Source organism: Winogradskyella wichelsiae, assembly GCF_013403925.1.
Classification (GTDB): domain Bacteria; phylum Bacteroidota; class Bacteroidia; order Flavobacteriales; family Flavobacteriaceae; genus Winogradskyella; species Winogradskyella wichelsiae.
Genome location: NZ_JABFDJ010000001.1, coordinates 453,053 through 468,391 on the forward strand (window position 1 = coordinate 453,053; position 15,339 = coordinate 468,391).

At 34.4% G+C, this 15,339-nt stretch carries 10 protein-coding genes; 8 read left to right on the plus strand and 2 right to left on the minus strand.

The genetic code is table 11. From position 1 onward, the window contains the following. Positions 1-100: 100 nt before the first annotated feature. The 6 genes from proC to argH all read left to right on the plus strand — a co-directional run bounded on the left by proC (position 101) and on the right by argH (position 6,411). Entirely contained in the window at positions 101-901 is an 801-nt protein-coding gene (proC, locus tag HM985_RS02040) for a pyrroline-5-carboxylate reductase (protein ID WP_179374634.1), read from the plus strand. Then, complete coding sequence (locus HM985_RS02045; RefSeq protein ID WP_179313420.1) at positions 898-2,028, plus strand: aspartate aminotransferase family protein; 1,131 nt, start codon at positions 898-900, stop codon at positions 2,026-2,028. The genes proC and HM985_RS02045 overlap by 4 nt, the downstream gene beginning before the upstream one ends. A gap of 39 nt (positions 2,029-2,067) precedes the next feature. After that, a complete protein-coding gene (locus HM985_RS02050; protein ID WP_179374635.1) occupies positions 2,068-3,003 on the plus strand; it encodes a Rossmann-fold NAD(P)-binding domain-containing protein in 936 nt (311 codons plus the stop codon). A gap of 85 nt (positions 3,004-3,088) precedes the next feature. Further along, positions 3,089-3,865, plus strand: coding sequence for an acetylglutamate kinase (gene argB, locus HM985_RS02055; protein WP_179374636.1), 777 nt, complete (start codon positions 3,089-3,091; stop codon positions 3,863-3,865). After that, positions 3,862-4,923, plus strand: coding sequence for a M20 family metallo-hydrolase (locus HM985_RS02060; protein WP_179374637.1), 1,062 nt, complete (start codon positions 3,862-3,864; stop codon positions 4,921-4,923). Before argB ends, HM985_RS02060 begins: the two co-directional genes overlap by 4 nt. 213 nt (positions 4,924-5,136) lie before the next feature. Then, positions 5,137-6,411 (plus strand): argininosuccinate lyase, encoded by a 1,275-nt coding sequence (gene argH, locus HM985_RS02065; RefSeq protein WP_179374638.1) that lies wholly within the window; start codon positions 5,137-5,139, stop codon positions 6,409-6,411. Positions 6,412-6,540: 129 nt separating this feature from the next. On the opposite strand, the gene HM985_RS02070 is transcribed toward argH, so the two are convergent. Both HM985_RS02070 and gltB read right to left on the minus strand, forming a co-directional pair. Beyond that, entirely contained in the window at positions 6,541-8,004 is a 1,464-nt protein-coding gene (locus tag HM985_RS02070) for a glutamate synthase subunit beta (RefSeq protein WP_179374639.1), read from the minus strand. A 4-nt stretch (positions 8,005-8,008) separates the two neighbouring features. After that, positions 8,009-12,523: a glutamate synthase large subunit gene (gltB, locus tag HM985_RS02075; RefSeq protein WP_246284918.1), complete on the minus strand. Its 4,515-nt coding sequence runs from the start codon at positions 12,521-12,523 to the stop codon at positions 8,009-8,011. A 441-nt stretch (positions 12,524-12,964) separates the two neighbouring features. Between gltB and HM985_RS02080 the strand changes: the two genes are divergently transcribed. Continuing rightward, positions 12,965-13,972 (plus strand): outer membrane beta-barrel protein, encoded by a 1,008-nt coding sequence (locus HM985_RS02080; RefSeq protein ID WP_179374640.1) that lies wholly within the window; start codon positions 12,965-12,967, stop codon positions 13,970-13,972. Positions 13,973-13,999: 27 nt separating this feature from the next. Next, positions 14,000-15,298, plus strand: coding sequence for an ammonium transporter (locus HM985_RS02085; RefSeq protein WP_179374641.1), 1,299 nt, complete (start codon positions 14,000-14,002; stop codon positions 15,296-15,298). Positions 15,299-15,339 lie beyond the last annotated feature (41 nt).

The window sequence follows — 15,339 nt, forward strand, 5'->3', positions numbered from 1 at the left end:
GTTTAACTTAAAGAGATAACCGCTTTCGCGGTCATTAACATGAACCTAGCATTTTTTAATGCGAACACATTTTACGATTAAAAAACAATAGAAAATCAAAATGAAAATAGCAATCATAGGAACAGGAAATTTAGGAAAATCCATAGCCAAAGGATTAATCACTAATAATGCTATCACCACATTATATTTAACCAAACGAAACTTAGATGATATTCAAGATTTAGACGGTTATAAAAATGTGATCTTAACAACTGATAATATTGAAGCCGTAAAGCAATCTGATATTTTAATATTTGCTATACAACCCACTCATTTTGAAAAAATCTTAAATGACATAAAACCTCATTTAACAGAAAAACATGTTTTAATTTCAACTATAACAGGTTTTTTAATTCCAAAGATTGAAAGTATTGTCGGCGAAGATCAATTTATAATAAGAGCTATGCCAAATACAGCTATTGCTGTTGGAAAATCAATGACCTGTTTATGTAGTAATGAAAAAGGACAAAAGCGCATTAAAATTGCTGAAGCTATTTTTAATCGATTAGGACATTCATTAGCAATACCAGAATCTCAAATGCAAGCTGCAACAGTCGTTTGTGCAAGCGGAGTTGCTTTCTGGATGCGATTAATTAGAGCAACCACTCAAGCAGCTATTCAATTAGGTTTTGATGCCAAAGAAGCACAAGAATTAGCTATGTACACAAGCGAAGGTGCAGCGAGTTTATTAATTACTAACGGACATCATCCTGAAGAAGAAATAGACAGAGTAACAACACCAAAAGGCTGTACTATTGAAGGTTTAAACGAAATGGAGCACAAAGGTTTGAGTTCATCTTTAATACAAGGTATGATCGCTTCATACAATAAAATTAGCAACATTAAAAAAGAGCAAATATGAGTTTATTTAATGTATATCCATTATTCGACATCACACCTGTAAGCGCAAAAGACGTTTATGTTTATGATGATAAAAACGTGGAATATTTAGACCTTTACGGAGGACACGCTGTGATTTCTATTGGGCATTCACACCCAAAGTATGTATCTGCAATCACTAATCAAGTTGAAAAACTAGGTTTTTACAGTAATGCTATTCAAAATCCATTGCAAGTAGAATTAGCCGATAAACTTGAAGCCTTATCTAACTGTAAAGATTATCAGCTGTTTTTATGTAATTCTGGTGCTGAGGCCAATGAAAACGCTTTAAAACTAGCTTCTTTTCACAATGGAAAAAAGAAAATTTTAGCATTTAAAAATTCCTTTCACGGAAGAACATCTGCAGCAGTTGCAGCAACTGACAACCCCAAAATTGTTGCCCCAATAAACGCACAACAACAAGTCGATTTTGTTGAATTAGGAGATTTAGATGCCGTTGAAAATATTTTAAAACAAAATGAAACTTGTGCGGTTATTGTAGAGTTTATTCAAGGTGTTGGAGGATTAGACCAAAGCACTACTGAATTCTATCAAGGATTAGAAAAACTATGCAAACATTACAATACAACTTTAATCGCAGACGAAGTTCAATCTGGTTTTGGTAGAACTGGTGACTTTTTTGCCTTTCAGAAACATAATATCACACCAGATATTATTTCATTAGCTAAAGGGATGGGAAATGGATTTCCAATCGGAGGTATATTAATTCACCCTTCAATTAAAGCCTCTTTTGGTTTATTAGGAACCACTTTTGGTGGTAACCATTTGGCTTGTGCTGCTTCACTTTCTGTTTTAGAAGTGATAGAAGCACAGAATTTAATGCAAAATGCAAAAGAAATGGAAGCCTATTTCTTAGACAAAGCAAAAGCGCTTCCAAATTTAAAAACCATTAAAGGCCGTGGATTGATGCTTGGTTTAGAGTTCGATTTTCCAATTGCTGATTTACGAAAAAAGTTAATTTTCAATCATCACATATTTACAGGAAGTGCAAAAAACCCTAACCTAATTAGAATACTTCCACCGTTAACTATTCAGAAAAAACACATCGATGTCTTTTTTAAAGCCTTAGAAAAAGAATTAAAAGCATAACAAAACGCCTATTTTGATAGCTATCAAGATTTATTATACATGAGAAATTACACCAAAATTAAAGACATTCAAAACTTATCAGAAACAATAAAGGAAGCCATTTTATTAAAAATGAACCCTTTTGAATTTTCAGAATTAGGAAAAAATAAAACCTTGGTTATGCTATTTTTTAACTCGAGCTTAAGAACGCGATTAAGCACCGAAAAAGCAGCAAAAAACCTAGGTATGAATGTGACCATTTTAAATGTCAATGATGCTTGGAATTTAGAGTTTGAAGATGGAGTTGTCATGAATATGGACAAATCTGAACATGTTAAAGATGCTGCACAAGTCATTTCACAATATGCAGATGTTATTGCCGTAAGAGCTTTTCCGAGTTTAACAGATAAAGCAAAAGATGAATCTGAATTAATTCTGAATAGCTTCAAAAAACACGCAACGGTTCCTATTGTAAACATGGAAAGCGCTACAGCGCATCCTTTACAAGCCTTAGCAGATGCTATTACCATCACAGAATTGACAGAAAAAGCAAAACCAAAGGTCGTTATATCTTGGGCACCACACCCAAAAGCATTACCACAAGCCGTTGCAAATTCGTTTGTAGAAATGATGCAAGAAATGGAAGTTGATTTAACCATTACACATCCTGAAGGTTATGAATTAAATGACGAAATCACAAAAGACACACCTATAAATTACAATCAAGAAGAAGCATTAAAAGAGGCCGATTTTGTTTACGTAAAAAACTGGAGTAGCTATAAAGACTACGGAAAAGTACTTCATCAAGATGAAAATTGGATGATGACTAAAACTAATTTAGGTGATGCAAAATTTATGCATTGCTTACCTGTAAGACGAAATGTTGTGGTTGAAGATGCTGTTTTAGACAGCGACCAATCAGTAGTCATAAAACAAGCTAATAATAGAACCTATGCTGCGCAAGTCGTTTTGAAACAGATTTTAGAAAATTTATAAAAGTAAGCGAATGTCATTCTTAACATAGTGAAGAATCTCTTAATGTAAGATTCTTCGCTTCTATAAAAATGACAAAAACAACAAAATGGAAACACTAAAAGTTATAAAAATCGGAGGAAACATCATTGATAACGACGTTGCGTTATCGTCTTTTTTAAAAGAGTTCTCAAAATTAAAAGGCCCTAAAATCCTCGTTCATGGCGGTGGAAAATTAGCTTCAAAATTAGCTACACAAATGAATATCCCTGTAACTATGACTGAAGGCAGACGTGTTACGGATGATAAAACTTTAGATATTATCACCATGGTTTACGCCGGTAAGATCAATAAAAATATTGTAGCACAACTACAATCTCACAAGTGTAATTCAATTGGTTTTTCTGGTGCTGATGGCAATACTATTGTTTCAACAAAAAGATCCACAAAACCTATTGATTATGGCTTTGCAGGAGATGTAAAACAAGTCAATACTAAAACTCTAGAAATTCTTCTTCAAAATAACATCACACCCGTTTTTTGCGCCATAACCCACGATGAAAATGGTCAATTACTAAACACGAATGCAGATACTATTGCTTCAGAATTAGCCATAGGTTTTGCAACAAGTTATCACACAAAATTGTATTATTGTTTTGAGAAAAATGGGGTTTTAGAAAATGTAGAAAATGATGATTCTGTTATAGAAGACATTAATACTGAAACATACAAAACACTAATTGAAAACGGCATTATTTACGAAGGTATGTTACCTAAATTAAATAATTGTTTTTATGCCATTAATCATAACGTTGAAAAAGTTTGCATCGGAAAATCAGATATGCTTTTCCATACCAATACTAAACACACAACAATCACAAAATGATAGAAAGACTTACAACAGAAGCCATAGCGTTACTAAAACAACTTATAGAAACGCAATCATTTTCTTCCGAAGAAGACCAAACTGCTTTATTAATTGAAGATTGGTTTAAAACACAAAAAATTCCTTTTAACAGGAATCAAAACAATATTTGGGCGACCAATAAATATTTTGATGAGAGTAAACCAACACTATTATTAAACTCACATCACGATACCGTAAAACCAAACAACGGCTACACTAAAGATCCACTAAAAGCCATTGTAGAAGATGGTAAACTATACGGTTTAGGTAGTAATGATGCAGGTGGTTGCTTAGTATCTTTAATAGCTACTTTTACTTACTATTACAACAAGAAAAACCTCAACTATAACTTAGTTATTGTAGCTTCTGCAGAAGAAGAAAGCAGCGGTCCAAATGGACTAAATAGCATGCTATCTATTATTCCAAATATAGACGTTGCTATTGTAGGCGAACCAACATTAATGAATCTTGCTATTGCAGAAAAAGGATTAGTGGTTTTTGATGCTAAAGTAAAAGGTACTGCTGGACATGCCGCACACCCAAATGAAGACAATTCTATTTACAATACAATAGAGGTTTTAAAATGGTTTAAAGATTATGAGTTCACCAAAAAATCACCCACTTTAGGTGATGTAAAAATGACGGTAACACAAATCAATGCAGGCAAACAACACAATGCAATACCATCAGAAGTAGATTTAGTGATTGATGTTCGTGTAAATGATAAATATACCAACGAGCAAATTGCTGAAATCTTAAAAAGAAAATCACCTTGTACTAGCATCATACCAAGGAGCTTACGATTAAATTCTTCTTCAATCCCTATAAATCACGAATTAGTAGAAGCAGGAGTTGAACTAGACAGAGAAACTTATGGCTCACCTACCCTATCTGATCAAGCCGTATTAAGTTGCCCTTCTCTAAAATTAGGCCCTGGAGATAGCACACGTTCACATACCGCAGATGAATTTATTTACTTAGCTGAAATTGAAGAAGGCATTGATATTTATATTAAATTATTGGAGAAAGTATTATAAAAAAACGAAAATAGACACAAGAGACAAGAAACAAGACAAAGACGATTACGCATGTACAAGTAGTTCTTTTTCTTTATTGGTAGGAAAACAATAAAAAGAAAATAGAATAAAGATTCATGACCAAAATGCTCACATATGAGTGAGCAGTCTATTATCTAACAGCAAAGCGGTCTTGTATCTTGATTCTAAATTTTAAAAATTAAAATTTATATTATGAAACTTTGGGACAAAGGATTTTCAATCGATAAAAAAATAGAATTATTCACCGTTGGTAACGACCGAGAAATTGACATGCATATTGCAAAATATGATGTACAAGCTTCTTTAGCACATGCTATAATGTTAGAATCCATAGGAATTATAACTTCTGAAGAATTAACACAATTAAAATCAGGATTAAAAATATTAGCAACATCTATTGAAGAAGGTACATTTGTTATTGAAGATTCGTTTGAAGATGTACATTCTAAAATTGAACACGAACTTACCAAAACCTTAGGAGACGTTGGAAAAAAAATTCATACAGCACGTTCTAGAAACGATCAAGTTTTAGTAGCACTTCAACTCTATTACAAAGAGAATCTTGAAATTATTAATGATAAAACAAAAACGTTTTTCGATACACTTTTAAGCTTAGCCGACACCTACAAAACCAAGTTAATACCTGGTTACACACATTTACAAGTTGCAATGCCTTCCTCTTTTGGATTATGGTTCTCTGCTTATGCGGAATTATTAATCGATGATGTTTACGTTTTAAATGCGGTTTCAAAAATAGCAGATCAAAATCCATTAGGTTCAGCTGCCGGTTACGGAAGTTCATTTCCTATTGATAGAAATATCACCACCAAAGAACTTGGTTTTTCTACTTTAAAATATAACGTTGTTGCTGCACAATTGAGTAGAGGAAAAAGTGAACGTGCTATTGCAAGTGCTTTAGGCGGACTTTGTAACACGATGTCTCGTTTTGCTATGGATATTTGCCTGTATATGAGTCAGAATTTTGGTTTTGTAACGTTCCCTGATGAATTAACAACAGGAAGCAGTATTATGCCACACAAAAAGAATCCTGATGTATTTGAACTGATTAGAGGAAAGTGTAATAAAATTCAAGCTTTACATTCTGAAATGTTACTTATCACCAATAATTTACCAAGTGGTTATCACAGAGATTTTCAATTATTGAAAGAGAACATCATTAATGCTTTTGAAGATGTAAAAGATATTTTAGACATCTTTAATTATGCTATTCAACAAATTATTGTAAAAGACATTGATTTAAATGACGAAAAGTATCAATACTTATTTACAGTGGATAGTATTAATAATTTAGTGGTTGAAGGCATGAGTTTTAGAGAAGCTTATCAAAAAATTGGTGGACAGGTACAATCAGGAATTTATAAACCAGATTTAGGAAAAGAACATTCTCATATAGGAAGTATTCATAATTTATGTTTAGAAGACATTAAAGCTAAGTACCCAAAATAAATATAATTTGATTACAAAATAGTTTAAACAAAAAAAGCATCTGAAATCAGATGCTTTTTAGTTTCTACTCTATTAAAAGACTACCCCTAGATTTTATAGTAGCAGAAGTATTTTTAAAAGTAAACTTGATTATAAACCAATCAAATCTCCTCCTTCGTTTTTAGTTGATAAATCCGATTTTCCCATTAAGAAAATATCTACTTGACGCGCTGCTTCACGACCTTCGGAGATGGCCCAAACAATTAAAGATTGTCCACGGCGCATATCTCCAGCTGTAAATACTTTAGGAATATTGGTTTGATATTTTCCGTATTCAGCTTTATAATTAGACCTCACATCTCTGTGAATTCCTAATTGATCTGCTATTGTAGCTTCTGGACCAGTAAAACCAAGAGCAAGTAGAGCTAAATCACATTTCCAGGTTTTTTCAGTTCCAGGAACCTCAATTAATTTAGGTCTTTCTCCAGGAACCATTTCCCATTCTACATTTACGGTTTTTAATGCCGTAAGCTCGCCTTTACTATTAGTCACAAATTCTTTGGTATTAATCAACCAGTTTCTCTCCACACCTTCTTTATGAGATGTAGATGTTTTTAGCTGTAACGGCCAATATGGCCATGGTGTAGAAGGTGAACGATGTCCTGGTGGCTTTGGCATAATCTCAAAATTAACAACTGATTTAGCCCCTTGACGATTTGATGTACCAATACAATCTGAACCCGTATCACCACCTCCAATAACAATAACATTTTTTCCTGTTGCCAGTACTTGATCTTTTACTTTTTGACCAAATACAACTTTAGTTTGCTGCGTTAAGAAATCCATAGCCTGTACAACTCCATTGGCTTCAACTCCCGGTGTTGGTAAACTTCTACGTTCTGTTGATCCACCGCAAAGTACTACTGCATCAAACTTTTTCAATTCTTTTATATCGTAATTTACACCAACATTCACATTGGTTTTAAAGATAATTCCTTCTGCTTCTAAAATTGCTATACGACGATCAATAATGCCTTTTTCCATTTTAAAATTAGGAATTCCATAGCGTAATAAGCCACCAATAGCATCATCGCGCTCAAAAACAGTAACCATATGACCTGCTCTGTTTAATTGTTGAGCAGCAGCTAAGCCTGCAGGCCCAGAACCAACAACAGCAATTGTTTTTCCTGTTCTTACCTTTGGCGGTTGTGGCTTAATCCAACCTTCTTTAAAGGCGCGTTCGACAATATTTTTCTCAATATTCTCTATAGAAACCGGATCTTCAATAATACCTAAAACACATGCTTGTTCACATGGCGCAGGACATAAGCGACCTGTAAATTCAGGAAAATTATTTGTAGCATGTAATATCCAAGATGCTTTTTGCCACTCACCTTGGTGTACCATATGGTTAAAATCCGGGATTAAATTCCCTAACGGACAACCACTATGACAAAACGGAATACCGCAATCCATACAACGCGAACCTTGCTCCGTCATACCTTTATCACTTAAAGGCACTGTAAACTCATTATAATTTTTTACACGATCCTTTACTTGCTTATATGTTTCATCTTTTCTTTCGAATTCCTTAAAACCTGTTACTTTTCCCATTGTCCTATACTGTTTCTAATTCTTCAACCATTTGTTCTTCTGTCGCCAAACGCTTTAAAGCGCTCTTATATTCTGTTGGCATTACCCTAACAAAATGACGTAAACTCACTTCCCAATCTGCTAATAAATCAGCACCTCTTTGACTCTTTGTATATTTTACATGTTTCTCAATAATGGCTTTTAATTCAAGTCCATCTTTTTTGAGAATTTTTTCAAACTCTATCGTTTCAGTATTACATAAACCGTTTATAAATTTACTTTCAGGATCATAAACGTAAGCGATCCCTCCACTCATTCCGGCTGCAAAGTTCCTTCCTGTTTTACCAAGCACGATTACTTTACCACCTGTCATGTATTCACAACAATGATCTCCAACACCCTCCACAACTGCAATTGCACCTGAGTTTCTTACAGCAAAACGTTCCCCTGCAATTCCGTTAATATAAGCTTCACCTTCTACCGCTCCGAATAAACAAACATTACCTACAATAATATTGTCTGCAGCTATAAAATCTGCTTTTGCAGGCTTTTTAATAATAAGTTTTGCCCCCGACAAACCTTTACCTAAATAATCATTTGTATTTCCTTCTAAAGTAAATGTAAGTCCATGTGCACTAAATGCACCAAAACTTTGCCCTGCCGAACCTGTAAAATTGATATTTAAAGTATCTTCTGGCAATCCTAGATGACCATAAATCTTAGAAATCTCATTACTTACAATTGCTCCAACAGTTCTATTTGTATTTTTAATAGGGTACGCTAAAGCCATTTTCTCTTTTCGATATAAAGCACGATGCGAATCTTTTAGTATTTGAAAATCTAAGACATTATCTAAATTATGATCTTGTTTTTCTGTATTCTTAACCGTCATTTTACCGTAAGACTCTGGTCGATGTAAGATTGAAGATAAATCTAACCCTTTAGCTTTATAATGCTTAATTGCTTTATTTGCGTTTATTTTATGGGTCTGACCAACCATTTCAGCCATTGTTCTAAATCCTAATTCGGCCATAATTGCCCTTAACTCTTCAGCGATATAATAAAAGAAATTAATCACATGTTCTGGTGTTCCTTTAAAGTTTTTTCGCAACTCTTTATCTTGAGTCGCAATACCAACCGGACAAGTATTTAAATGACATTTACGCATCATTATACAACCTGAAGCAACTAAAGGCGCTGTGGCAAACCCAAATTCTTCAGCTCCTAACAATGCTGCAATTGCAACATCTCGTCCTGTTTTTAATTGACCATCGCACTCAACAACAATTCTACTTCTTAAATTATTAAGCACCAATGTTTGTTGCGCCTCTGCTAAACCAAGCTCCCAAGGTAACCCTGCATGTTTTAATGATGTTAAGGGAGAAGCTCCTGTACCACCGTCATAACCAGCAATAAGAACAACATCTGCTTTTGCTTTAGCAACACCTGCTGCAATAGTACCTACACCAACTTCAGAAACCAGTTTGACATTAATTCTAGCTTCCCGGTTTGCATTTTTTAAATCATAAATTAATTGTGCTAAATCTTCAATTGAATAAATATCGTGATGTGGTGGTGGCGAAATTAAACCAACAAAAGGTGTCGAATTTCTCGCTGCAGCAATCCATGGTAAAACTTTTTCACCGGGCAATTGACCACCTTCCCCAGGTTTTGCACCTTGAGCCATTTTTATTTGAATCTCTCTTGCATTCGCTAAATAATGAGATGTAACACCGAAACGACCTGATGCTACTTGCTTTATTGCAGAATTACGACTATCACCATTAACATCGGGCTGAAAACGTCTTCTATCCTCTCCTCCTTCACCAGAATTAGATTTCCCTCCAATCCTATTCATAGCAATAGCTAAATTTTCATGAGCTTCTCGAGAAATAGATCCGTAAGACATCGCTCCCGTTTTAAAACGCTTAACGATTTCTGTCCAAGGTTCTACTTCATCTAATGCAATTGGATCGATATTATTAAATTCGAATAAACCACGAATGGTCATTAAATTTTCGGACTGTTCATTAATCGTTTTTGCATAAACATCATAACTCGCCTGATCGCTTAATCTTACCGCTTGCTGTAATTTAGCAACCGTAGTTGGATTAAATAAATGCTTCTCGCCATTTCGTCTCCACCTATAGTCTCCTCCTATATTTAAACCTAAACGTGTATCTCCTAAATTATCTGGATACGCATATTTGTAACGTTGATCAATTTCTTTTTCAATTTCATATAAACCAATTCCTTCAATTCTTGATGCTGTATATGGGAAGTACTTTTCTACAAATTGAGAATTAAAACCAACAATTTCAAATATTTGAGAACCTCTGTACGAATGCAGTGTTGAGATTCCTATTTTATTCATCACTTTAAGAATTCCTTTTCCTATAGCTTGATTAAAATTATCTACAGCTTGTTGCTCATCCATCCCTGTAATAAACCCTTCTTTAACTTGTATTCTGATAATTTCATTTACCATATATGGATTTACAGCACTTGCTCCATAACCAAATAAAGTTGCAAAATGATGAGGTTCTCTTGGTTCTGCAGACTCTATAATAATATCAAAATAAGAACGCTTACGTAATCGGTTCATTTGATGATTTACATAAGAACAAGCTAATAACGATGGAATCGGTGCTAACTCTTTATTTACACCTCTATCTGATAAGATAATGATATTTGTTTTTCGCATTAGTGCTTTTTCTATCTGCACTATAATATTTTCCAAAGCATCTTCTAAACCATTCAATCCTTTATCTTTTTGATAAAGCATTTCAATCGTTTCTGCTTTAAAACCTTCAACTGTAATATTTCTTATTTTATCTAAATCATCGTTAGAAATTACAGGATTTTGAATTTTTAGTTTTCTGCATTGACGTTCTGTGATGTTAAAAATATTTCTATCCTCACCTAGAGACAAACTAATATCCGTTACAATTTCCTCTCTAATTCCATCTAAAGGCGGATTAGTTACCTGAGCAAATAATTGTTTGAAATAATTTGAAATAATTTGAGGTTTATTTGAAAGAACAGCTAATGGAGTATCAATTCCCATAGATCCTAACGCTTCTTTTCCCTTTTGAGCCATTGGAGTAATGACTTCTTGAATATCTTCGAACGTATAGTTAAATAGACGTTCTCTTGTCTTCATATCTATAGTTTCAATCGGACACGTTTGACCTGTATATGGGATATCCTTAAGATGTAATCTTGTTTTATCTAACCACTCTTGATAAGGTCGTTCTCTAACAATTTTACTTTTTATTTCTTCGTCATTTATGATACGACCTTGGTTCATATCTACAAGAAACATTTTTCCTGGCTCTAAACGACCATGACTTTCGACATCTTCTGGGGCAATATCAACCACTCCAATTTCTGAAGACATTATAAGCTTACCACTTTTAGTCACCGTATATCTTGACGGTCTTAATCCGTTTCTATCTAATAATGCACCAATATAATTTCCATCCGTAAAAGGCACAGAAGCAGGTCCATCCCAAGGTTCCATTATACAAGCATTATAATCGTAAAATGCTTTACGCTCTGGAGACATTGTTTTGTGTTTTTCCCAAGCTTCAGGGATCATCATCATCATTACTTCTGGTAAAGATCTTCCGGTATGTGTTAATAATTCGACCACCATATCCATAGAAGCAGAATCTGATTTTCCTGGTAAAATAATTGGAAATAATTTATCTATTTGTGGCCCAAAAACTTCACTTTTCATGATCTCTTCTCGCACACGCATTCTACTTACATTTCCACGAAGTGTATTGATCTCTCCATTTTGACACATAAATCGAAATGGTTGCGCCAATTCCCATGTAGGCATTGTATTTGTAGAAAAACGCTGATGCACTAACGCTAAGCGAGTTACCAAATCTGACTCTTGTAAATCTTTATAATAAGTCCCAATATCTTCGGGCATAATAATCCCTTTATAAATGAGCGTATTTACGGACAAACTAGAGACATAAAAGTAAGAGCTTTGAGACATTTTAGAACGCGAAATAGTATGTTCAGTTATCTTTCTAGCTGCGTATAATTTTGCTTTAAAAACTTCTTCAGAAACCTCATTGGATTTCCCAATAAACAGTTGTTCTATATTTGGCTCAGACGCCAAAGCAATTTGCCCTAATTGCGTAGAATCTACAGGTACTTCTCTCCATCCAATAACGGATAAACCTTGAGCGATTACTTCTTTTTCAAAAGTATCTTTACAAAATTTATATTGATTTCTATTTTTCGGTAAAAAAACCATTCCTATCGCATATTTTCCGCGAACAGGAATTTTAAACCCACAAACTCGCTTAAAGTAAGCATGAGGAATATCTATTAATAAGCCAGCTCCATCACCTGTTTTCCCATCAGAACTTACACCTCCTCTATGCTCTAATTTCACAAGTATCTCTAGAGCATCGTGTATGATTTGATTAGTCTTCTCTCCTTTGAGATTACATATAAAACCCGCACCGCAATTTTCATGTTCAAATTCCGGCAAATAAAGGCCTTGTTTCTTCAGCATATTTCAAAAAATTTTGAAGGTTTTAACACCTCATTACTCCTCTAATATATACGCAATAATTTTATTAAAAAAATAGTTGAAACACTTTTCCCAAATCGATAGTTTAGAGCACAGAAAATAAACATTTTTCAATATATATCAGTTTAGACTACTAATTAGTCAATATATAATGTTCAATAATATTCAAAAAATATTATTAAATCCACCTTTATTGGATTATAAAACTACAAATAACACACAAAATCACAGATTTTAACAAAAAATTACAATATTTCAATTATTGATATATCAAAAAAATTGCGAAAATAAATTTTAACCCTAAAATTTATACGGTATAAAATTACAAATTCATAAAAATAACTATTTAACCCCTCTTTTTTACAGGGTGTTAGCAAAGATTATATAGATTTGACAGACACTAACTATTTTAAATATATAATTATGAAAAAACTACTTTCTCTAACTTTACTACTAACATCGATAGTTTTAAGTGCACAAGACACCGAAGAAGCTACACCAGAAAAAACATTTACACTTAGCGGAAGTGTTGATGCTTACTACCAAACTAATTTAACATCAACAGATCAAGCTATTTTTGGAGATGATAATGATGCTTTCCAATCTTTTGGAACATCATTTGCTAACGAAACCGGTTTTGCACTAGGAATGGCTAACATCATAGCATCTTATGAGTCTGGAAAAGTTGGGGCAGTTGCTGATTTAGCATTTGGACCAAAAGGGGATGACGCTACAGGCGGCTACAACATTAACCAACTTTATGCCTACTGGAATGTATCTGAAGGAACAACACTTACAATGGGACGTTTTAATACCTACCTAGGCTACGAAGTAATTTCACCAACAGGAAACTTTAATTACAGTACATCTTATTTATTTTCTAGCGGACCTTTCTCACACGTAGGTATAAAGGCTGATTTTACTTTATCTGACGACTTCAGTTTAATGTTAGCAGTTATGAATCCAACGGATGTTAATAATAATCTTACCGGAGATTATGGTTTTGGCGCACAATTAGGATATGCAGGTCAGTATTTAAATTTCTATTATGACTCAGGTGTTGTTCTGGGCTATGAAATAGATTACACAGGTGGTTTTGATGTTTCTGATTCTTTTTTCTTAGGTATCAACGCTGCATACAACGATAATGATGGATCTGGATTTTATGGTGCTGCCCTATACCCACAATATGGCATTAACGAAGCATTATCAATTGGAGTTAGAGGAGAATATTACGGTTTACACTACGAAACAGGTGATGATGACACAGTATTAGGTGCTACACTTTCTGCCAATTATAAAGTAGACAACTTAACAATTATTCCTGAAGTTCGCTTGGATAGCTGGAATGAGGATACTTATTTTAATAATGATCTAGAACCTACAAAGAGCTTAGGTGTATTTACCTTAGCTGCAATCTACGCTTTTTAAAAAAACACAAAAACTAACATAAAGATTATGATAAACAATTTTTTAACATTTATTCCAAGTCTAACAATAACACAAGACGCTGCAACCCCTACAGAGATTGAGGCAGCTGTTAGCGCTATAAACGGAGACATGGGAATGCTTTGGATGCTGATTTCGGCAATTTTAGTATTTTTTATGCAAGCCGGATTTACATTGGTTGAAACCGGTATGACGCGCTCTAAGAATGCTGCCAACATTGCCATGAAAAATCTACTTGACATCTGTGTAGGATCACTAACCTACTGGTTTGTTGGTTACTCATTAATGTACGGTGACACTTCTAATGGATGGTTTTTCTGGAGTGGAATAATGCAAGGAGAAGGAGCTGACCTACTATTCCAAACAATGTTTGCTGCAACAGCTGCAACTATTGTATCAGGCGCTATTGCTGGTCGCACAAAATACTCTACTTATGCAATATTTTCAATTGTAATGACGGCATTAATCTACCCTATTGCTGGTGGATGGCAATGGCAAGGTTCTGGTTGGTTAACTGAATTAGGTTTCATTGACTTCGCTGGATCCTCAATTGTACACTCTGTTGGAGGATGGGCTGCATTAGTTGCCGCTTTTATGGTCGGACCAAGAATAGGCAAATATGTAGATGGAAAAGTAATGTCTATCCCTGGCCACAACCAAATTCTTGCAACATTAGGTGTATTTGTACTTTGGATGGGATGGTTCGGATTTAACGGAGGTTCTCAACTAGCTTGGGGAGGTGCCGACGCCATCGCCGCATCAAATGTTGTATTGGTAACAAACTTAGCAGCTGGCGCTGGTGGTTTAGGAGCTCTAATAACAACTTGGATATGGTACGGTAAACCAAACCTACCACAAACATTAAACGGTGTACTTGCAGGTCTAGTGAGTATTACTGCAGGATGTGGAAACATGTCACCCGTAGGAGCTGTAGTGGCTGGACTTATTGGAGGTATTATTGTTGTTTTCTCTATTGAATTTATTGAGAAAAAACTTAAAATTGACGATGCCATTGGTGCAGCATCTGTTCACGGTGTTGCCGGAGCATGGGGTACATTAGTAATTGGTCTTTGGGGAATTGATGGTGAGACAGGAATAGGATTATTTAATGGTGGAGGATTTTCACAGTTAGGTACTCAAGCCATTGGCGTTGTTGCTTACGCTGCTTGGTCGGTGACACTATCTTTCATAATTCTTAAAATTTTAAAATCTACTATGGGTCTTAGAGTTAGCGAAGAAGAAGAACTAGTTGGTCTAGATCTTTCTGAACACGGTGAAATTGCTTACCCAGGAAAAAGAGAAAGATAAATTTATTTCAAAAGTTTAATTGATAATTAATTTAGTTGTTA